Raw genomic sequence first — 20,925 nt, 5'->3', positions numbered from 1 at the left:
AGGGGATTTTTACTCGTCATTATGGTACACCCGTGTTGTTGAAACCATCTGCTAAGTTTTATATAATGTTTACCATTTGTAAGAGTGTAAACAAAGCGGAATTATATAATTGGAGATGATTGATATGAAAAACCTATATCGCATTTATCAAATTGATTCTTTTACGAAAGAAAGGTTAACAGGTAATCCTGCAGGGGTAGTTACCAATGCGAATGGTTTGTCTGATCAGCAGATGCAGAAAATAGCACGCGAATTAAACAATTCAGAAACTGCCTTTGTTTTTAATTCTGAAGACGATACTTATGATGTAGAAGTTCGTTTTTTCACTCCCACTAAGGAAGTGCCGATTTGTGGACATGCAACAATTGCGGCACACTATGCTAGAGCGATTGAAAACCATCTGGGAACAACAAGAGTATTGCAAAAAACAGGCGCAGGCATTTTACCGGTTGATATCGTACAAGAAAACGATGACTACAAAATAGTAATGACACAAGGGAAAATCGAGGTAAGGGAAGCTCTCTCGCCTAAGGTACAACAAGCATTAGCCGCCGCATTGGGTATAAGTCTTAATGACATCATGGAGAACTGCCCTGTTGCAATCGCATCGACGGGACATTCCAAGGTAATGATAGGGATAAAAGAAATCAATATGCTGCATAGCTTACGGCCTAATATGGATATTCTTGCAAATTTGAGCGGTGAAATCGGATGTAATGGTTACTATGTTTTTACCATGAATCAGAATGAAACACCAATGATACATGGCAGAATGTTTGCACCCGCCATTGGCATTAATGAAGATCCCGTAACAGGTAATGCAAACGGTCCTCTTGGCGCTTACCTAGTTCATTATGGCCTTGTACCGCATAATGATACTCAATTCGCCTTCAATATTGTACAAGGCGAAGCTATTGGGCGGGCTGGTACAATGGAAGTACAAGTAAAAATCAAAAATAATCAGCCGATAGAAGTTAAAATAGCGGGCAATGCTGTTATTGCATTTTGTACAGAACTAGTGTTGTAATACAAAATAAGGGCTTTGATTTTGCGCATGCCTCAAGTAATGGAAACGCCCCTTGAACATCGCATAGCTTTTATAATCCAAAAATCAGCAGCCCCGCCGCCATCACAACTATGCCGAAGAGAACACCCAGCAGCGGGATACCGATCTTTACATTTTTGTAGGCGGAAGGTACGAGCTCGGCAAACGAGATGTACAGCATAATCCCAGCCACCACGCCAAAGGTAAAGCCCAGCACGGTGTCGGTGAGAAGCGGGCGCAGTAAAAACATGGCAAGCAGCGCGCCCAACGGCTCGGAAAGCCCCGACAGAAAGGCATAGCGCAGCGCTTTGCCTCTCTTCCCCGTTGCACAGTAAACCGGCACGGCAATCGAGATACCCTCGGGAATATTGTGCAGTGAAATCGCTACCGCTACCGAAAGCCCCAAAGACATCTGCCTGTACCCTGCCATAAAGGTGGCGACGCCCTCCGGCAGGTTATGCAGCACAATAGCAAGCGCGGTGACAACGCCTACCCGAAAAATACCCCGATTGTTCTGCCCGTCCTTAAGCCATGCGCTTTCGGACGGTACTTTTTTTTCAATCAGCGAGGCCAGCAGCATGCCTATCGACATGGCAAACAGCGCTATCAGCCCCGACGAAAGCCTTGTATGCCGCCCGATCAGCCTTGCCGCCTCGGGAAGCAGGTCGGCGGTAGAAACCATAATCATCACACCTGCCGCAAACCCAAGCGAGAAAGGCAGCACGCGCGGGTTTTCTTTTTTTACAAACAGTGCCACTAACCCGCCTAATCCCGTACACAACCCCGCGGCAAGCGTGAGCAAAAAAGGCGGCAGAACCTTCATAAAGTCCATCGGCTTTTCCCCTTTTGGCGCAGCAGACTCATACGCCTGACACAATATACGCGCCGCAGGTTTTTTATATGTTGTATATGGCTGAATTTCATCCGGCATCGTACTGCTCGCTTGCCTGCACAATAAAAACGTAATATAATAAAAACTGCTGATTGCTTTAGAATCTATCATTATCAGGAGGGCCGCATATGGCAGAGCTGAAACAAATTGAAATTTTCACCGACGGTGCCTGCAGCGGCAACCCCGGCCCGGGCGGATACGGCGTAATCCTGCGTTATGGTGATAAAGAGAAGGAGCTTTCGGGCGGCGAACACAGCACCACCAACAACCGTATGGAGCTGACCGCCGTAATTGAAGGGCTTGCGGCACTAAAGGAACGCTGCAGGGTTACACTATATACCGATTCCAAATATGTCGCCGATGCCATAACCAAGGGCTGGGCGAAAAAATGGCAAAAAAACGGGTGGAAGCGCGGAGGCAATGAGCCCGCTTTAAACCCAGACCTGTGGGAACGCCTGCTTGCACTGCTGGAGCAGCAGGAGGTTACCGTGGTATGGGTAAAGGGCCATGCCGGGCACCCGGAGAACGAGCGGTGTGACCGCCTTGCAGTTGCCGAAACCGAAAAACACCGAAACAAATAATTAATCGTTAAAAATTTATTAAGGGTATTGCATTTACTACCTAATTGGTATATATTATAGATGTTGTTTAATACTAAAGCCGTATAATTTAAAAGTCAGTAAGTATACCATAGTATATAGGTTATGATTGACTTTAGGAAAGGACCAGAACAGTACCATGAACTATATAAACGGCAAACCCTTTGTGTATGCGGATAACGCTGCCACCACCAAGATATCGGACGAGGTTTTTGAGGCGATGCTGCCCTACTTAAAAGAAAAGTACGGCAACGCCTCCAGTATATATTCCATCGGGCGTGAGGCGAAGATTGCGGTGGAGCATGCCCGCGCTACAGCCGCCAAGGCATTTAACGCCCAGCCGCAGGAGATTTATTTTACCTCCGGCGGCTCGGAGGCCGATAACTGGGCTATCAAGGGCTGCGCACACCAGCTTGCGAAAAAGGGCAAGAAGCATGTTATCACCACGGTGTTTGAGCATCATGCGGTGCTTCACACCATGGACACTCTGACAAAGGAAGGCTTTGATGTAACCTTTCTTCCCGTTGGAAAAGACGGAATTGTAAACCCCGCGGACGTAAAGGCGGCTATCCGTTCAGATACCGCACTGGTTACCATTATGTACGCCAATAACGAAATCGGCACCATTCAACCGATTGCCGAGATCGGCGCAATCTGCAAGGAGGCTGGGGTGCTGTTCCACACCGACGCCGTGCAGGCCGCAGGTAATGTGGAGATTGACGTAGTTGCTCAGAATATCGATATGCTCTCGATGTCGGCACACAAGATTCATGGGCCCAAGGGTGTAGGCTTGCTCTACTGCCGCAAAGGCGTTATTCTGCCGAACTATATCGACGGCGGCCAGCAGGAGCGCGGTAAGCGCGCGGGCACCGAAAACGTGGCGGGCATTGTGGGGCTTGCGAAGGCACTGGAGCTTGCGACACAAAACATTGAGAAAAAGGTTGCCGTTATTACACCAATGCGTGATAAGCTGATAGATACTCTGCTGAAGATTGACCGCACCCGCTTAAACGGCGACAGAACCCGCCGGCTATGCGGAAACGTGAATGTTTCGGTGGAGGGTGTTGAAGGGGAATCGCTACTGCTGATGCTGGATATGAACGGTATTGCAGCCTCCTCCGGTTCGGCCTGCACCTCCGGCTCGCTGGACCCGAGCCACGTTTTGCTGGCACTGGGCCTGAAGCACGAGGTGGCGCACGGTTCGCTGCGTCTTTCGCTCTCTGACATGACTACCCCCGACGAGGTGGATTATATCTGCGAAAAGCTCCCCCCGATTATTGAGCGTCTGCGCTCCATGTCGCCGTTGTGGGAGCGTATCTGCCGCGAAGGCAACTGATTTATTTGAAGAAAGGTTGATTAAAATGCTATACAGTGAAAAGGTTATGGATCATTTTGCGAACCCGCGCAATGTGGGCGAGCTTGCCGATGCCAACGGCGTGGGTGAGGTTGGTAACGCAAAGTGCGGCGACATTATGAAGATGTACTTAAAGATTAACAACGGCATGATTGAGGACGTGAAGTTTAAAACCTTTGGCTGCGGTGCGGCCATTGCCACCAGCTCGATGGCCACCGAGCTCATTAAGGGCAAATCGATGGACGATGCCTTAAAGCTCACCAACAAGGCGGTTATGGAGGCGCTAGACGGTCTGCCACCGGTAAAGGTACACTGTTCGGTGCTCGCCGAGCAGGCAATTAAGGCAGCGATTTCTGATTATTACACCCGAATGGGTGTAGACCCGCGACCGATTGTGGGCGATATCGGTGACTGCGAAGCCTGCCATACCGGTGATGGCGGCTGCGACCACCACTAAATAAGCATTAAAAAGGGTTGATTGTCGGAAAGAAATCAACCCTTTGTTTTATTGGGAGAGATTCATATGACAGTTAAAGAACATAGCCCAAAGGTATCACTGCGTTATATAACCGACGGGGAGCAGATTCCCGAGGTAAAAGAAATCTTTTTGGAGTATGCACGGTCACTGAATTTTAACCTATGCTTTCAAAGCTTTGAAAAGGAGCTGCAGGAGCTTTTAAAACGTTATGCCCCGCCCGAGGGTGCGCTGATATTAGCGGATGCCGACGGAAAAACGGCAGGCTGCGTGGCGATGCACAGGCTTGATGGCGATATCTGCGAGATGAAACGGCTGTATGTGCGGGAAACCTACAGAAATGCTGGGCTGGGAAAACGGTTGGTAAAGGCAGTAATTGCAAGCGCCAAAAACGCCGGATACAAATACATCAGGCTGGACACCCTCTCCTCGATGAAGGCGGCTCAGCGCCTTTACCTTTCCCTTGGCTTCTATGATATAGAGCCCTATGTTTATAACCCGCTCGAAGGCGCAAGATATATGGAATATAAAATTGATGATTAAGTCAAGACCATCCCTATTAAAGTCGGCGATGATAGCAAAACGTCCTCACTTATTAGTAAGGACGTTTTGTTGTTTTTTAGGCTTTTTGAAATTTAATAACTACCTTTACGGCAGCGAATTTACCGGAACCGTCATTTGCTTTTGCTGTAACTGTAAGAACCCTGCCGTTGGAGGTGACCTTTGTTCCTTCCGGAGTCAGGGTGACAAGCCCGGTTTGGTCTACCGCCGCATATTTCTGGTCGGCTGTACTCAGCAGCCATGTGACAGTATTATCAAACGGCTTGTAATCAGCAGATGGCCCGGAAGCATTTGCGGTAAACTGGATACCTTTCTTATCGGTAGATAGAATCTCAACGTTTGATTTTACAGGTTTCTCATCCTTTAGGATTGCAACTGAGGTGACATATTGCCTTACATCCAAATCGAGCATGTCTAAAGCACCGTTGTTGTCTTTGGCATACGCTACAACGGTAATGGTTCCGTTCTTGACCATTTTCTGAGTTGAAAGCTTACCTTTGTCGTCAATGGCAACACCCAGTTCCTTGCCCTTGGTAATCTCCCAATTTACGCCGGGAGTAACCGGTATTGCAGGGTAGGTTTCGGCACTGAGCTGCAGAGTGGAGCCATTATGGATAACAGGAGCTGTCGGTTTAATGGTTACCTCTGTAACACGTTTTCCAATATTCACCGTTAAGCTTGCTGAAACATTGGTTCCGTCGAGCATGGTTGCAGTAATAACAACACTCTTAACACTTGCGGCGTTAGCAGCAATGGTAAGTATAACAGAATCGCGGCCCGAAAAAGTAACAGCCTTATTTAAGCTTGCAACGGATGGATTGGAGGATTTCCAAGCAACTGCACCGGAACAATCCCCTGCCCCTGCTGCTAAAGCGGAAAGCTCATAAAACCGGTTGGGCTCACCTGTTAAGGTTGCCGGAAGTATCGCTACCTTTTTGGTTACCGGTGCTATGTAAACGTAAATAGGATTGCTTTCAGCAGCGGTAACCTTGTCGGTTGCCCTTGCCGTTACCTTTACAAATCCTTGGTAAACCGTTGCCCCTTTCGCGGTGGGTGCGGTTACCTTTAGTAAACCGCTCTTTTTATCTATGGTTACTCCATTAAATTCGAAATGGGTTTGCCCTGCATTATCTACCGGTTCTACCGAATATACAATTGATTTATTGGGTGCGCTGCTGGGCGTAACTGAAGCGGTAAACTGCATGCTTTTACCCTGCAGCAGTATTTGAGGATAGCTATCACCAGGTATCGTGCTGCACGCTCCATCCTGCAAGGTGGGGTTCTTACAGGCGGAATTGCTGATCATGATTTTCTCAACCGGCGCGCCCAGCTTTACGGTGATGGTCTTTAGCTTTCCGCTTCCGTCGGTTGCGCAGACATCTATCGTTACCGAAGCAGTAGTTCCAACATCTTTAGCGATAGTAAGATAGTTCTGCTCGCCGCTTTTTGTAATATTGTTTGTAAACCAGGCGATGCTTGGACTGCGTGAAACCCATTTGATGCTGCAGGCGGTTTTATCGCAATTCTCTCCGTTTGCCACAAGGATTAGTGATTCTCCCGGTTTGACAGATGGATTTTCAGGGCTTAATTGAATTGCGGTTGCCGCCGGGGCAACATAAAGCTTGATAGTGTCGGTTTTGCCCGAGCCGTCGGTGGCAGCTGCTTTTACCAGAATATACCCTGCACCGGCCTTGTTATCTGCCTTTACATTTCCCGCCGCATCTACGGTAACGCCGCTTACTGCCTTTCCGTCAATATCCGTTACACTATAAGACAATGTTTTATTAATGGCATTCGCAGGCGTAATCTGTGCATTAAGCTTCAGGCTCTTGCCTCTCAGTAATATCGGTGTGCCATTGGTTACAGAATCGCCGCTGATAACAGCTGCTGTGCTCTTTGGAGCGCTGAGAGCGATACCGCTAATATTTCCGGTATCTGCCACAACCACCTCCATGGATTTAAAAGCACCATTGCCGTCTTTGGCCTTGGCGGTAAGTGTGACTGTTCCGCAGTCATTCCCTGCGTATACCTTAATGGTACGAGGATTCGTGCCGCTCGGCATTATTATTTGCAAAACAGGCGTACCGTCATCCAACTTACCGAAGTTTGCGATATCCTTGCCTTTAGCAGCAGATTTAATTGACCAAATAACGCCGTTGTCGGTAATACTTGCTCCGGGTATCGGCGGTTTGGCCGACAGTACGGCGGTTACATCCAGTGACTCTTTGGGTTTTAAAGCAACCTTGGTGTAGTTTAACTCCAGCTTGTTAACCGGTACTGTGGCTGGCCCTACCGTTACCGTTGCTGTGGCCTTTGCACCGCTGCCGTCGAGGGCAGTAACGGTAATTGTGGCGGTACCTTTGCCTACGGCTATAATGTTACAGCCGTCCGCATCGGGCTGAACATCGGCGACTAATGGGTTGGAGGTTGTCCAAACCACATTGCGGCAGTAACCCTTATCACCCAACTCGCCGTTTTTGCACACCCATACCGCACGGGTAGTACCGCCATATGCAAGCTTTCCGCCATTAACGGGCAGATTAATCTTCATTCCCTGCACAGGGCTGTACACCTTAAAAATAGCATGATTGGATACGGGAGAACTGCTGCCCTGTTTGGCGGTAACTTCTACTGCAATGCACTTGCCGATATTCCCGCTATCCTTACCAACGAGCACGCCGGTTGCTGTAATAAGGTTCTTCATTTCAGATTGCCCGGATGTATATGCGCCGGTATTGTCGGCTTCGTAGGCATTCCATGCGCAGGTTATGCCGCTTGGTAGAGATTTTCCTTGGTTATACAATGCAGAAAGTGTTACGCTTTTGCCCACAAGAAGAATATTATTGTTGCTTTGATCTTTATAAACGGAGGTAGGAACCTTTACTTCAACCGCGGTTAGCTCACCCTTGGCGCTAACTGTCTTAAAGGTAAGCGGTTGTGATACTATGCCGGTATTTTCGGTGGAAGCGGCTTTGATTTGGAAATAGCAGCCTGGCAATGCATTGGGGGCAACGATAAAGGACTTGCCGTCTTTGCTTATGGTTATGTAGGTTGAGCCGGAATCTTCGGGTATGGCAGCTACTTCGAGCTTATAGCCTGAATTGGCGGGGGCCGTAGCAGCCGTACCGTTGTTAAAGGTAACAGCCGGAGTAACGGACGTACCGGACTTGGCCAACACATTGCCGTTCAAATCATGCTCCGATTTTGCAGGCTCTTTAAGAAGAATGCCATAAACCTTTTGGGTTGCCACCAATTGAATCGTATCTGATTTTCCTGAACCATCGGTTGTTGTGGCGGTAATGGTTGCTTTTCCCTTTGCATTAACCGTCACTGCTCCGTCTGGTCCCACAGACGCAACCTTACTGTCGGAGGACTTCCAAATAACCTCCTTCGACGCAGAATCAGGGATAGGCGCTGGCTTAAGCTGAACCGCAACAGGAGTATCCTTAAGGTCAACCGACACCGTGTCGTTCTTACTGATGTAGATTATACCTTTGCCTAGATCCTCTACCGCAGTAATCGCCACACTTGATGTAGCCGCTGATACCTTGACATCTACTTGGGCAGAACAACCGCTGCCGTCTGTTGCATAAGCAGTAACCTTTATGCTTTCATCACCTGTCGTCGGCTGTATACCTTTTAAAACGCCCTTTTGATCCACTGTTACATAGTCAGGGTTGGAAGATACCCACTTAAGTGTTTTATTGGTGGCCTCCGGCGGAGTAATCATAGCGGTAAGGCTTACGCTTTTACCAACGCCAACCGTTACTTTGCCGGAAGCAATTGTTACCGCCGCCACGGGAATTCCGCCGGTTGTAACCTTAACGCTCGCCTGTTTGTTACTGCCGTCAAGCGCACGGGCGGTAATGGTTCCCATACCGCTTGCTGAATCAAGAACCGTTATTGTTGCGGTGTTATTGCCGTTATCCCTTACATAAATACTGCTGGGGCCGGAATAGGAGAACGCAACTGCATTATAGGTGTTCTCATTCACTGCTGCACTGAGTGTGAACTTATTGCTGTTCAGGTAATCAAGTGCAACCGTACTATCGTTAAGCAGGCAACCGTTTCCTTCCTTTTGCAATGCTATGGTATTGACAAGACTGCCGTAAACCTTAACTCTTATCTGGGTTTCAAACAGCTTTTTCAGTTTTAAGTCGCCTGGGGCAACCTTTTCGTTTACTGCGGCGGTAACCGTCGCCTCTCCCGCACCAACAGCGGTAATTACCCCTGCACCGCTAACCTTAACAATATTGTTATCACTGCTGGTATAGTTAACCGCAACATCCTTTGATGCCGCGTCGCTAAGCATAAGTTTGGTTGGAACCGAAGCACCGAGCTTATTGTCGCCCTTGATAAGAATATACTGTCCGTCGCTGTTTTTGTTGACTCCCATTGAGAGTGATGCGCCCGTAAGATGTTGTTTTACGGTAACAACTACTTTTTTTGAAATATAACTGCCCGATGCATTCTTGTAATTCGTGGTTGCGATAATATCAGCGCTGCCTGCACCCACTGCTGTCACCAATCCGTCGGCATCCACCTTGGCAACCTTTTCATTGGAGGACTTCCATGTTACCGCCTTAAAGTGCTCCGAATCGGGCTTGGTATACACCATTGCTTGAAGCTTCTTGCTGCCATAATAAACCGTTCCATCTGCAGCAACACCCTTATCCAGCGTAAGCTTATCCACAACTACATTGTCAACTATATCCAAAGAATCGACAACCGCTGAAGGCTTAATGCTCAGATTGCAGGCTTCCTTGATGGGCGGGTAAAACGAGCGCCCGCTTGCATCCACCAGTTCTGCGGTGACGGTTACCTTGCCCTCCTTGAGCGCGGTATATTTTATTGTCGCTTTTTCGTTCACAACAGATACGGGGGCCGCAGTTTGCATAGCGATAAAACTATTCGCTGATATCAGCTTTCCGGAGTCGTCCTTCGCAACAGCGGTAAACCGAACTTTGGCATCTGTTACATTGGTATAAGCAGCCGCTTCAACGCTGCCCTTATCCAGGGTATATACCTCTGAGTCATCCTGAATGATAATATGGTTATGAATTAAGGTAAAGTTCAGTTCTTTGGGAATACCGTTTTCACCGTTCTTTATGTAGCGTGCTACAGTACCGTTCTCTTTCAGCTCATCGGCATCCAGCCACAGCACAAAGGTTTTTGTACCGGTTGCGCCCAATGCTACGGCTCTGTGAATATCCTCAGCGGTAAGTGCGCTCATCAAATTCGGGCTGGTGCCATAGTATAGATCGGTTACATCCGTATCGGTAGTAGTAACCAGCAGGCCAATCCATCTGCCCGCCTTTGGCTTCCAGTTATATTCAAAGTCATAACCGAATACCTCCAGTCTGCCGTTTGCGGTAATGGCGGTGTTGACCTTGTTACCGCTGTTATAAGAGGTATTCAATACAGAAAGCGTTGACTGGTTCTGCTTACTGCTTGCATCGGTTACCCGCTCTTTTGTTATCGCCGAGACATGTACCGTACCAATAGCAGGTGGGATATAGTTCAAATTTAACTTCACTACGGTACCATACTCACCGTTTTTGATATATCGGGCGGCGCTTCCGTCTTTAAATTCCTGCGTTTTAACCCATATAAGGAAGGTTTTATCCCCGGTGGCACCATAGGCTTTGGCAGTATTGATATCGGTTTGGGTTAGTTTCTTCATCCCTTCCGCAACGCTGCTACTGCCAAGGTAGAGATCGGTTACGTTCACATCGGTAGTAACCAAAATGCCTACCCATTTGCCCTCATCGCCGCCGGCAAGTTTATAGTCCTGCAATGAAGAATTCGCTTGAATATTGATATTCAGATAGTTTTTTACATAGGTGTTGGACCAAACCGTTACCGCGTTTTGATTTAATTTATAGGGTTGCGGTTGCTGTGAAACCGCAATTGGCGCGTCAGCGTTTGATTTTGCTGCATATGCGCAGGTAATGGCAGGAGCAACGAAATCGACATATTCTAGCTTTATTTCGGCAACAGTTCCCTTTGCGCCGTTTCTAATAAACCGCGAGATGCTATAGCCGTTTTTCGCCGTGTAATCGGAGCTCTTTGTCCAGATTACAAAGGTTTTAGACCCTTGCACGCCCAGATTGGCCGCCTCCTGAACAGCGGATTCCCCGAGCGGTAACATCTCGGCCTGGGTGGTGCCATAATACAGTTGGCTTACTTCCACATTGGTGGTAACAAGCAGACCGATCCATTGCTGACTGCCAAGCTTTTCACGGTCGGTTCCGGTTGCAACGAACGAGTTAAGCGGTTTATTCACCGTAATCTTTGCTGTTAAACTATTAGTGCCTGTACTGACAGTGATAGCACTCTGATTGAACTTCGAATCGGTATTTGAAACCTTCTCGGCGGAAATTGGGGAGATACTAATGATATTAATTGTTGGGTCGTAAACAGAAACTTCAACCGGCGCGCTTGTACTGGCTGAAAATACGGAGCTGTCGTTCGGGATAAAACCCGCTGAAAACACATAGTTGCCCACTTTATCAAAGGAAACTAGATCCTTTGCTATGCTTGCAGCACCGTCTGCCAATACTGCAGAGCCCCCGGGAATAACCTTCGCTTTCGATTCGCCGGGACGTTGGCAAAAGAGCTCAACGGTTCCTGAAGGCTTAGCGCTGCCGGATGCGGCAGCTACTGTGATGGTAACCGTTCCAAGTTTATCGTTAATCAGATAGTTTGAGTCGATACCGCTAATTGCGGTAGAAGTACCTATAGCTGGTGCTACTATATCCAATACAACCACATCTGCGGCATTACCGCTATTTACAGCGGAGGTGATATCCCTTGCGGTAATTTTATACCTGCCCACTGGTACATCCGCACCGATACTGATATGAACCTTTGTATCACCTGTAACAACAGGAACTTCCCCTAAAGAGAAGCTGATAGCTGTACTGCCGGGGGTTACTGAGGCATAATCGGTGCCGCCCTCATCTATGGCTGACCATCCTAAAGCTACCGCCGACGCGCCGATCAGCTCCTCCGGCATGGCTGCGCTTAGCGTTGCGGCCCCCTTAACAGCAGAAATACCGGGTACAGCACCGGTTACCGGCGGTTCTGGTTCAGCCGCATATACCGGTGAGAAAACCGTTGTCAATAACAATACTAAGGTTGCGATGAGAGAAACGGCCTTTTGAACATGCTTATAATTTGCCATAGTGGTTCCTCCAATAATGAATGTCAATAAAAATAATGGCAGCGGTTTTTAATTACAAATTAATAATTACAAAATGTTGTGGTATTATTACTCCTAATTATACCACTAATCCATAAAAGTACAATCACTTCGATATAATTCCCCATATTTTTACCATCAAACATTTTAAGAAAAATGCAAATAAAAACAACTATAATTCATGTGCACTGCATTTGGCTTTTTACTGCTTCTTCAGAATTATTTCTTTTGCCGATTAGGGTTCTCCGCTCTTTCGAAAAGTTCCTTCTCACAATAATTAGTTCAACTTGTTATTGTAATTTTCGTTGTGTTATAATATTTATTCAAGCAGAGAATTACGCCGAGTATGATGTAAACCGAAAGTAATGCCAAAAACTACATATAAAATTTGAAGAGGTACTTATGAACGAAAAAGAAGTTGCAGAAATTCGCCGTCGTTTTCGTCAAGACAAAAGCAATATCACCCACATTCGCGGGTGCTTCGTTAACGAAAAAAGAGAAATTGTATCTGAGTTCAATCAATCTCTTGCTTTGATGTCACAGGAAGAATCTGAAATGTTTCTCTCCGTAATCAAACGGACGCTATCCGGAACAATCGGAAAAAACCTGGTTGATATTTCGTTTACTACTCAGCAGGTCGTGGACAGCGAAGAACACAAACTGCTCATGGAACTTAAAAATTCGTCTTTAAAGGATGAGAATGCCGTACAGACTTTCTTTCAGCATGTGATTCAGGCGCTCGCCATCGAGGGTAACTATCTGATACTGCTGGCACATGATACTTATGACATTCCCTACCGTTCGCAAGACGGAGAAAAACAGGACGACGCCTCCTCTGAAGTGTTCTCGTATATTCTGTGCAGCATCTGCTCGATTAAGCCACCCCAACCTGCGTTGAGCTACTATGTTACCGAAAACGAATTTCATAATCGCAAGGCCGAATGGATTGTATCGGCTCCGACACTAGGCTTCATGTTCCCTGCTTTTGATGATCGCAGCGCCAATATCTACAACGCTCTTTATTACTCGCACGATATTGAAGACAATCACGCAGAATTTGTTGATGCCGTGTTTAAAACCGATATTCCGATGCCGGCTGCCGCTCAAAAAGAGGTATTCCAATCCCTGCTTGGAGATCTGCTTGCCGATAATTGCAGCTATGAAGCAGTGCTGTCTGTTCACGAGCAAATACGTCAAATGATTGAAGAACACAAGGCCAATAAAGAGGAGGAGCCTCTGGCACTCTCCAAAAGCACGGTTAAAAGTGTTCTGAAATCTTGCGGCGTCTCTGATTCCAGCATGATTGCATTTGATGAAAAGTATGATGCGGAGTTCGGGGCAGATACACAAATCAGCCCGCATAATATTGTCGATGCCAAAAAATTTGAGGTTAGAACCCCCGATGTGACTATCCATGTGAATCCGGAACGCGGTGATCTGGTTGAAACACGTGTGATAAATGGTACTAAATATATACTGATACGTGCTGATGAAGGTGTAGAGGTAAACGGGATAAACATTCATATCTACTAAGACGGAGTAGCAGGCGGGTTTGATGCCGAATACCGTGTGATATACTACCATATGTCCGCGCCAGAGGTTTCTGAATTTCGCGCAGTGAAAGAATAAATATACGGGCGGCTGTTTTTGCAAAACAGCAAAGACCACACTAAAGGTTTTATCCTTCGGCGTGGTCTTTATTTATTGGGCTAGACTTGAAGAGTGTCGATCAGAAATTACTTATTCTGAGTAACCCCTTTATATAATAAGTTCAAACCTGTTTTTTTCAAATTTGATAAGCCCTTCGTCACGCATCTTCGAGAGCTCGCTGGACATGGTGCTGCGGTTTACACAAAGGTACTCGGCAAGCTCCTCACGATTATAAGGAATTTCAAATCGGCTTGAGCCATAGTGCTTTCTTTGCAGCTGCAAGAAGATTAACAGCCGTTCGCGGAGAGAGTGGCTGGATAGAATCGCAATCTTCTCTTTTTGCATAAGGTTCTTTTGGGCCATGATCAACAGCATGTTTTCTACCAACCTTGAGTGAAAGCTGCATGCGGAGTTACAGCTTCTGATTACCTTTTTATAGTCAAAGAACATCACCTCACAGTCTTCGGCTGCCATTACAGTGACCGGGCTGTGAGTTATCTCGGCGCAGGCCAGCGATTCGGCAAACATCTCAGATTCAAACAGAATTGCGTCGATGCTTACATCGCCGTCGGCGGTTTCGTTTAGGATTTTTACGCTTCCCGACAAAACGATACCGATAAAATCCACCCTGTTGCCTGTAAGAAGAATAATTTCGTTCTTTGAAAAACGCTGTACCCTTGCCCCTATACAGGAATGCATCGTTTCAAACTCAGAAAGTGAGATATGATAAAATAATGGGCTGTGCTTTAAAACTTCAAAGAAATCTTTCATAACCATTCCTTTTGTTGTTATAACAACGTAATTGTTGATTTTATTATGATAAGATTACTTCATAAAGTCAAGAGGAGGTAACACTAATCACCCATAAAACCTAAAAATCTTCACAAAAACCATTAATCAAAACTTTTGATTGATTTTTTAAGGTTTTATAATCGTGATTAGTACAAGAACATGATACGCAAGATTATAAAAATCGATGAAGAAAAATGTAACGGCTGCGGGCTTTGTGTTACAGCATGCCACGAAGGCGCAATCGGGTTGGTTGACGGCAAGGCAAAGCTGCTGCGAGACGATTACTGCGATGGGCTCGGCAACTGCCTGCCCACCTGCCCCACCGGCGCAATCAACTTTGAGGAACGTGAAGCAGCCGAATATAACGAGGCAGAGGTAAAGAAGAACGCGGCCAAACCGGCAGCGCCGGCCTGCGGATGCCCGGGAACACAATCAAGAGAGATTAAGCATGCCGCCAGTGCGCAGGAGACCGCCGAACTGCCTGCCGCTTCGCAGCTCAACCAGTGGCCGGTGCAGATTAAGCTGGCACCGGTAAACGCGCCCTATTTCAACAACGCCAACCTGCTTATTGCGGCAGACTGCACCGCCTATGCCTACGGCAGCTTCCACAGTCGCTTTATGAAGAACCGCATAACCCTTATCGGCTGCCCCAAGCTGGACGAGGGCGATTATGCCGAAAAGCTTACCGAGATTTTAAAGAGGAACAGTATTAAATCGGTAACCGTAGTAAGGATGGAGGTTCCCTGCTGCGGCGGTATTGAAAACGCTGTGATGACCGCCCTTAAAAACTGTGGCAGGTTGATTCAGTGGCAGTCGGTTACCATTTCCACCGACGGGCGAATCTTAGAGAATTAAATTCTATACCATCTCAGAAGATTAATACTATGTGCCTGCTATAGCAGGCATCGGCTTACACAATAGAATGTAACTTTGGAGGAATAAAAGATGTCAATGTTTTGTTTTCAATGTGAGCAAACCGCAAAGGGTACCGGCTGCACAGTAGGCGGTGTATGCGGGAAGAAAGCGGATACCGCAAACTATCAGGATGAGCTGACCGGTGAACTGATTGCACTGGCCAAAGCGGCACAGAAAAATACTCCTGGCGTAAGTACCTATACCACTATTATTGACGGCTTGTTCACCACCATTACCAATGTCAACTTCGATAATGAGAGCCTTCAGCGAAAGATTAACAATATCCGAGCCGAGAAGGAGAAGCTGCTGCCCAGCTGCAGCGGATGCGCCGGTGGGTGTGTGAAAGCAGACGGCTACGATATGGGCGAGCTTTGGGGCGGCAACGAAGATATCCGCTCTTTAAAATCACTGATACTTTTCGGGCTTAGGGGTATGGCTGCCTATGCGCACCACGCCTATGTATTGGGAAAGAGCGACGAAACGGTAAACCGTTTCTTCTGCAAGGGACTTGCCGCTATTGGGAAGGATAGCTGCACGGACGAGCTGCTTGCACTGGTGATGGAACTGGGCAATGTGAACCTTAAATGCATGGAACTGCTTGATGCCGCCAACAACGAAACCTATGGCACCCCTGTTCCCACTGCCGTGACCACCAACATTGAAAAGGGCCCGTTTATCGTAATCTCCGGCCACGACCTGCATGATTTAAAGCTGCTGCTGGAGCAGACAAAGGGTAAGGGCATTAATATCTACACCCACAGCGAGATGCTGCCCGCTCACGGCTACCCAGAGCTGAAAAAATACCCCCACCTAAAGGGAAACTTCGGCACGGCGTGGCAAAACCAACAGGTGGAGTTTGAGAATATCCCCGCTCCGATTCTGTTTACCACCAACTGCCTGATGCCCCCAAAGGCAAGCTATGCCGACAGGGTATTCACAACCAGCGTGGTAGACTACCCTGAAATAAAGCACATCGGCGACGACAAGGACTTTACGCCCGTCATTAACAAGGCGCTGGAGCTTGGCGGATATGCCGATAATCACGCGATGACAGGCATTAACGGCGGCAGCACCCTGACTACCGGCTTTGCGCACGGTACGGTTTTATCGGTTGCCGATAAGGTAATCGACGCGGTGAAGGCCGGGGCAATCAGGCACTTCTTCCTTGTTGGCGGCTGTGACGGCGCGAAACCCGGCAGAAACTACTACACCGAGTTTGTGAGGCAGACACCCAATGATACCGTGGTGCTGACTCTTGCCTGCGGAAAATACCGTTTCAACGACCTTGACCTCGGTGAAATCGGCGGCCTGCCGCGTATGATGGATATGGGACAGTGCAATGACGCCTATAGTGCCATACGGGTGGCGGTGGCCTTGTCGCAGGCCTTCAACTGCACGGTAAACGAGCTGCCGCTGACGCTGGTGCTCTCATGGTATGAGCAGAAGGCGGTCTGCATCCTGCTTACCCTGCTAGCGCTCGGCATTAAGAATATCTTTATCGGGCCCAGCCTGCCGGCATTTATCTCTCCGAACATACTCAAGGTACTGGTTGATAACTACAACCTTACTCCGATTTCCACCCCTGAGGCGGATTTAAAGAAGATACTGGGGTAAGCAGTAAAAATTGATATATCCCTACAACGTCTGCGGTTTGATGCGCAGACGTTGTTTTCTTATATTATAGTATAATTGTAATCATCTTACATCTGGCTAATTATGTGATTCAATACAGTGTTTGACACCGGCAATGAGATACAGTATAATACTGGTACTATTTAAGGCTATACGTTCCTTACTGCTCCTCAAAAAGTGATAAGGAGGATTATTGTGTATCAAATACGCAAAGCTGTACCCGATGACGCATTGGGAATAGCCCTTGTAAAGGTATATACCTGGAAAACAACCTACACCGGATTGATACCCGACAATATCATTGACGAACTGATTCTTGCAATAAAGGCACAAGCCGAGAGGTTTAGCAACGACATCACACTATATAATAATGCTACTGTTGCGGCAGTGGAGAACACCATTGTCGGTTTTTGTGTTTATGGGAAGTCCAGAAACGAGGATTTTCCGGATGCCGGGGAAATTTACGCCTTGTATGTGTTAAAAGGGTTTCAGGGAATGGGACTTGGTGAAGCGTTGTTTGGAGCAGCAATAGACGAATTGCTTTTTCAGGGGAACAATTTCATGATTATTAACTGTTTAAAGGGCAACCCTTCCTTAGACTTTTATAAACACATGGGTGGTAAGGTTGTCGGCCAGCGGCAGGATGAGATAGCGGGCGCAAGCATTACGGAGGATATCGTCTTATATGATAATCTGCCGCAACTACGGAAAAAACGCAGACAATAGAGTTTACATTATATATAGAGAAAGAGGCAAAGGATATGATAAAGCCGAAACGATTGCAAAGCGGAGATAAAGTTGCTGTTGTAAGCCTATCCTGGGGCGGGCTTGGTGACAGTGCTTTCATCCACAAATATAATATCGCCAAGGAGCGGCTGGAAACCGAATTCGGCCTTGAGGTTGTGGCTATGCCTCATGCGCTTAAGGGCAGTGATTTTGTGGCAAAGCACCCGGAGCTTCGCGCGCAGGATTTGATAGAGGCTTTTAAGGATTCGTCTATTGCGGCGGTTATCTGTGCAATCGGCGGCGACGATACCATACGTTTGCTGCCATACATTGACTATGATGTGATAAAAAACAACCCCAAAGTATTTATGGGTTACTCTGATAGTACCATTAACCATTTCATGATGTTCAAGGCGGGGCTTGTTTCATTCTACGGCCCGTCGGTGATGTGTGAGTTTGGCGAATATGTTTCTATGTTTGATTATACAAAGAATGCCGTCAAAAATGTTTTGTTCGGTGATACGGCGGGTTATAAAATAATGCCGAGTTCTGAGTGGTCGGATGATTTTGTACCGTGGAGCAAAGAGAATATACATACCTCTAAAAAAATGAGGCCGGAGGAACACGGCTATGAGCTTTTACAGGGAACAGGTACAGTAAGCGGTCGACTGCTGGGCGGCTGTTTGGATGTTTTTACGATGTGTATCGGTACCGAGATCTGGCCGGCAATCGAAGCATGGAAGGGCGCAATCCTGTTTTTTGAAACCAGCGAGGACAAGCCCTCCCCCACCTTTGTAAAGTGGATGCTGCGAAACCTCGCAGCACAGGGCATTTTAAATATGTTAAGCGGAATTATTGTCAGCAAGCCGCAGGATGAGACCTATTATGAAGAATACAAGGCGGCGATTCTGGAGGTTGTGGCGGGGGAACAGCATTTAACGAATCTGCCGATACTCTACAATATGAATTTCGGCCATGCCGCACCGATAGGAGTACTGCCTTACGGTATTATGGCTAAGATTCACTGCGAAGAAAAAACGGTTACGCTTTTGGAAAATGCAACAGAGTAAACGGCAGTTTTTAAATTCCTAACTTTCTATCTAAAAGCTACCCGATAAGTATAGTACTTCATTGACAGATATATGCTATATTAAGTATATTAAGGTTTCCATCTACTCCTTTAAATAATCTATCGGAGGCAATAATAAATGAAAAAACTATTGGTTGTATTATCATCTCTTATGTTGCTTGTAACTTTAGCAGCCTGCGGCAACGGCACCCCTAAAAATGACGCCTCTGCCGCTGTTCCGAACCCTATTGCCCCAAGCACCGCAGAGGAGATTCAGTCAAAATTAGGAATAAGTATTGCTGTACCGAAGGATGCGACAGAGGTTGCTTACACCATTATTGCCGATAAAACCGCTCAGGCTGATTTTACACTGAACAATACTGCCTGCAACTACCGCATTGAAAAAGCCGACGCACTTTTGGATATCTCGGGTATGTATTATGAATGGACTACAAAAAAGGATTGTAAGGTTGGCTCTTATAACGGTCAGCTGCGTTTGATTGATGGCAAGCAGGGGTATTGCTCCTGGTTTGACGATAGTCAAAAGCTCTTACACAGTGTGAGTGTTGAGTCCGGTGCTTCGGAAGAATCCCTTCTGGCAGTTGCGAACTCGCTGCTTTAACCTGAAAAGCGCCCTGAAGCTATTGTTTTAAATGATTCTTTGGCTTGGACCGAAATGTATATTCCTATCAGGGATATGCCTCTCTTTTATGCCCCGCCGCTTCTTCTATAACCAGTCATAATTTGACAGATAAATTGCGCCGTCTTATAATAATATAACAAGCATTTCTGCTAAAGTGCTTAATTCATCCATTGCAGGACGTGACTTATGATTATTGATTTTCATACGCATATCTTCCCGGATGAGCTGGCCCCAAAGGCGCTCTCCGCATTGCTGTCGAATATAGACGGAATCTATCCCCCCGTAACCAACGGAACCAAAGACAGTCTTTTAAAGAATATGGACGACTGGGGCATTGATGTCTCGGTGGTTCAACCGGTTATTACAAAACAATCGCAAACACTAAAAATTAATGAGTGGGCAAGGAGCATCTGTTCTGATCGCCTGATATCCTTTGGCGGAATCTACCCGCATACGGATGATTATAAACGGGATATTGATTATGTTGCGGGCCTGGGCTTAAAAGGGTTAAAGTTTCACCCGGAATACCAGAGCTTTATCCTGGACGACAAGAGCATGCTGAGGATATATGATTACGCGCTGAGCAAGGGGCTTATCCTGTTTTTTCATGCAGGGTTTGACCCCGGCTTTCCCGCTCCGTTTAAGAGCAGCCCCAGGCAGTTTGCAGCGGTTGCCGATGCGATGCGAGGCGGCGTGATAGTTGCGGCCCATCTTGGCGGACACGCACAATGGGATGATGTTGAACGGTACCTGGTAGGGACAAATATTTACCTGGATACCGCAATGGGGTTTGACTATTACCCGCATGAACAGTTTTTGCGAATTGTAAACGGGCATGGCGCCGATAAAATTTTGTTTGCCTCCGATTCCCCCTGGAGCAGTGCCGAGAAGGAAATTACCGTATTACAATCACTGCCGCTCTCCAAACAGCAGAAGGAAATGATTCTGGGGCAAAACGCGAAACGGGTTCTAAGGATATAGGTAAAGCTAAAAGCAGTTTTGTATTTTTACTTAGTAAGATGATATCAATCACTTACTTTGGGAACTATCCAAAATTGCTTTTTTCTTTTGGGTTAAAAAATTCTAGGTATAATCTGCCTGTTGTGTGCAAATAATAATCTTTTTGCGTTTACACAAGTAATAAATTTACTATTCAAGCGCAATATAATCCATTGACAGCTTTACATAATGTAATATTATAAAAAATCGCGGTCAATTTTGTCCATTACCCGGCAGAATCTTTAACGTAAAAATCGCCTGTAATCAAGTAAATATAGTTCTATATCTTCGCAATAAACTCCATTGACCGTTTTTACTTTTAGTATTAAAATTTAGTACGGAAGCTAACAATCGACTATAACGTGTGCA

15 protein-coding genes are annotated in these 20,925 nt (G+C 46.8%); 12 read left to right on the top strand and 3 right to left on the bottom strand.

The annotated features are described in order from the left end of the window. Positions 1-124: 124 nt before the first annotated feature. The gene (locus tag BLR50_RS07430; RefSeq protein ID WP_092640161.1) at positions 125-1,027 is read left to right on the top strand and encodes a PhzF family isomerase; all 903 of its coding nucleotides are present in this window, start codon (positions 125-127) and stop codon (positions 1,025-1,027) included. Positions 1,028-1,097: 70 nt separating this feature from the next. On the opposite strand, the gene zupT is transcribed toward BLR50_RS07430, so the two are convergent. Then, a complete protein-coding gene (gene zupT / locus BLR50_RS07425; RefSeq protein WP_162840363.1) occupies positions 1,098-1,877 on the bottom strand; it encodes a zinc transporter ZupT in 780 nt (259 codons plus the stop codon). Between the two features lie 188 nt (positions 1,878-2,065). Between zupT and rnhA the strand changes: the two genes are divergently transcribed. The 4 genes from rnhA to BLR50_RS07405 all read left to right on the top strand — a co-directional run bounded on the left by rnhA (position 2,066) and on the right by BLR50_RS07405 (position 4,908). Then, positions 2,066-2,518 carry a ribonuclease HI gene (gene rnhA / locus BLR50_RS07420; RefSeq protein ID WP_092640132.1) on the top strand — a complete coding sequence of 151 codons (453 nt, stop codon included), beginning with the start codon at positions 2,066-2,068 and terminating at the stop codon, positions 2,516-2,518. A 157-nt stretch (positions 2,519-2,675) separates the two neighbouring features. Continuing rightward, positions 2,676-3,872, top strand: coding sequence for a cysteine desulfurase NifS (gene nifS / locus BLR50_RS07415; protein WP_092640130.1), 1,197 nt, complete (start codon positions 2,676-2,678; stop codon positions 3,870-3,872). 25 nt (positions 3,873-3,897) lie between these two features. Then, complete coding sequence (nifU, locus tag BLR50_RS07410) at positions 3,898-4,347, top strand: Fe-S cluster assembly scaffold protein NifU (RefSeq protein WP_092640127.1); 450 nt, start codon at positions 3,898-3,900, stop codon at positions 4,345-4,347. A gap of 66 nt (positions 4,348-4,413) precedes the next feature. Continuing rightward, positions 4,414-4,908: a GNAT family N-acetyltransferase gene (locus BLR50_RS07405; protein WP_092640159.1), complete on the top strand. Its 495-nt coding sequence runs from the start codon at positions 4,414-4,416 to the stop codon at positions 4,906-4,908. A gap of 76 nt (positions 4,909-4,984) precedes the next feature. Here the strand turns inward: BLR50_RS07405 and BLR50_RS07400 are convergent, their stop codons facing one another. Continuing rightward, on the bottom strand, positions 4,985-12,112 hold the full coding sequence (locus tag BLR50_RS07400; RefSeq protein ID WP_092640125.1) for an Ig-like domain-containing protein: 7,128 nt from the start codon (positions 12,110-12,112) through the stop codon (positions 4,985-4,987). A 420-nt stretch (positions 12,113-12,532) separates the two neighbouring features. On the opposite strand from BLR50_RS07400, the gene BLR50_RS07395 reads away from it, so the two are divergent. Further along, on the top strand, positions 12,533-13,663 hold the full coding sequence (locus tag BLR50_RS07395; RefSeq protein ID WP_092640122.1) for a DUF4317 domain-containing protein: 1,131 nt from the start codon (positions 12,533-12,535) through the stop codon (positions 13,661-13,663). Positions 13,664-13,888: 225 nt separating this feature from the next. Here BLR50_RS07395 and BLR50_RS07390 read toward each other — a convergent pair whose 3' ends face one another. Continuing rightward, positions 13,889-14,551, bottom strand: coding sequence for a Crp/Fnr family transcriptional regulator (locus BLR50_RS07390; protein ID WP_162840362.1), 663 nt, complete (start codon positions 14,549-14,551; stop codon positions 13,889-13,891). A 180-nt stretch (positions 14,552-14,731) separates the two neighbouring features. On the opposite strand from BLR50_RS07390, the gene BLR50_RS07385 reads away from it, so the two are divergent. The 6 genes from BLR50_RS07385 (at position 14,732) to BLR50_RS07360 (ending at position 20,538) form a co-directional block, all read left to right on the top strand. Further along, positions 14,732-15,427: an ATP-binding protein gene (locus tag BLR50_RS07385; RefSeq protein ID WP_092640117.1), complete on the top strand. Its 696-nt coding sequence runs from the start codon at positions 14,732-14,734 to the stop codon at positions 15,425-15,427. 90 nt (positions 15,428-15,517) lie between these two features. Further along, entirely contained in the window at positions 15,518-17,101 is a 1,584-nt protein-coding gene (gene hcp, locus BLR50_RS07380; RefSeq protein WP_341465415.1) for a hydroxylamine reductase, read from the top strand. A 213-nt stretch (positions 17,102-17,314) separates the two neighbouring features. Beyond that, the gene (locus BLR50_RS07375; protein WP_162840361.1) at positions 17,315-17,845 is read left to right on the top strand and encodes a GNAT family N-acetyltransferase; all 531 of its coding nucleotides are present in this window, start codon (positions 17,315-17,317) and stop codon (positions 17,843-17,845) included. Positions 17,846-17,880: 35 nt separating this feature from the next. Then, entirely contained in the window at positions 17,881-18,915 is a 1,035-nt protein-coding gene (locus BLR50_RS07370; RefSeq protein WP_092640111.1) for a S66 family peptidase, read from the top strand. Between the two features lie 138 nt (positions 18,916-19,053). After that, a complete protein-coding gene (locus BLR50_RS07365; protein ID WP_092640109.1) occupies positions 19,054-19,536 on the top strand; it encodes a hypothetical protein in 483 nt (160 codons plus the stop codon). Between the two features lie 207 nt (positions 19,537-19,743). Then, positions 19,744-20,538 (top strand): amidohydrolase family protein, encoded by a 795-nt coding sequence (locus BLR50_RS07360; RefSeq protein ID WP_092640107.1) that lies wholly within the window; start codon positions 19,744-19,746, stop codon positions 20,536-20,538. Positions 20,539-20,925: the final 387 nt, after the last annotated feature.

The organism is Acetanaerobacterium elongatum (genome assembly GCF_900103835.1).
Lineage (GTDB): Bacteria > Bacillota > Clostridia > Oscillospirales > Ruminococcaceae > Acetanaerobacterium > Acetanaerobacterium elongatum.
The sequence above is the reverse complement of the archived record's forward strand: the minus strand, read 5'-3'. Positions and strand labels throughout refer to the sequence as shown.

Bases quoted from the DNA above. Each gene is read 5' to 3' on its own strand.
- BLR50_RS07430 (WP_092640161.1), top strand. From the start codon at position 125: ATGAAAAACCTATATCGCATTTATCAAATTGATTCTTTTACGAAAGAA.
- zupT (WP_162840363.1), bottom strand. From the start codon at position 1,877: ATGGACTTTATGAAGGTTCTGCCGCCTTTTTTGCTCACGCTTGCCGCG.
- rnhA (WP_092640132.1), top strand. From the start codon at position 2,066: ATGGCAGAGCTGAAACAAATTGAAATTTTCACCGACGGTGCCTGCAGC.
- nifS (WP_092640130.1), top strand. From the start codon at position 2,676: ATGAACTATATAAACGGCAAACCCTTTGTGTATGCGGATAACGCTGCC.
- nifU (WP_092640127.1), top strand. From the start codon at position 3,898: ATGCTATACAGTGAAAAGGTTATGGATCATTTTGCGAACCCGCGCAAT.
- BLR50_RS07405 (WP_092640159.1), top strand. From the start codon at position 4,414: ATGACAGTTAAAGAACATAGCCCAAAGGTATCACTGCGTTATATAACC.
- BLR50_RS07400 (WP_092640125.1), bottom strand. From the start codon at position 12,112: ATGGCAAATTATAAGCATGTTCAAAAGGCCGTTTCTCTCATCGCAACC.
- BLR50_RS07395 (WP_092640122.1), top strand. From the start codon at position 12,533: ATGAACGAAAAAGAAGTTGCAGAAATTCGCCGTCGTTTTCGTCAAGAC.
- BLR50_RS07390 (WP_162840362.1), bottom strand. From the start codon at position 14,551: ATGAAAGATTTCTTTGAAGTTTTAAAGCACAGCCCATTATTTTATCAT.
- BLR50_RS07385 (WP_092640117.1), top strand. From the start codon at position 14,732: ATGATACGCAAGATTATAAAAATCGATGAAGAAAAATGTAACGGCTGC.
- hcp (WP_341465415.1), top strand. From the start codon at position 15,518: ATGTCAATGTTTTGTTTTCAATGTGAGCAAACCGCAAAGGGTACCGGC.
- BLR50_RS07370 (WP_092640111.1), top strand. From the start codon at position 17,881: ATGATAAAGCCGAAACGATTGCAAAGCGGAGATAAAGTTGCTGTTGTA.
- BLR50_RS07365 (WP_092640109.1), top strand. From the start codon at position 19,054: ATGAAAAAACTATTGGTTGTATTATCATCTCTTATGTTGCTTGTAACT.
- BLR50_RS07360 (WP_092640107.1), top strand. From the start codon at position 19,744: ATGATTATTGATTTTCATACGCATATCTTCCCGGATGAGCTGGCCCCA.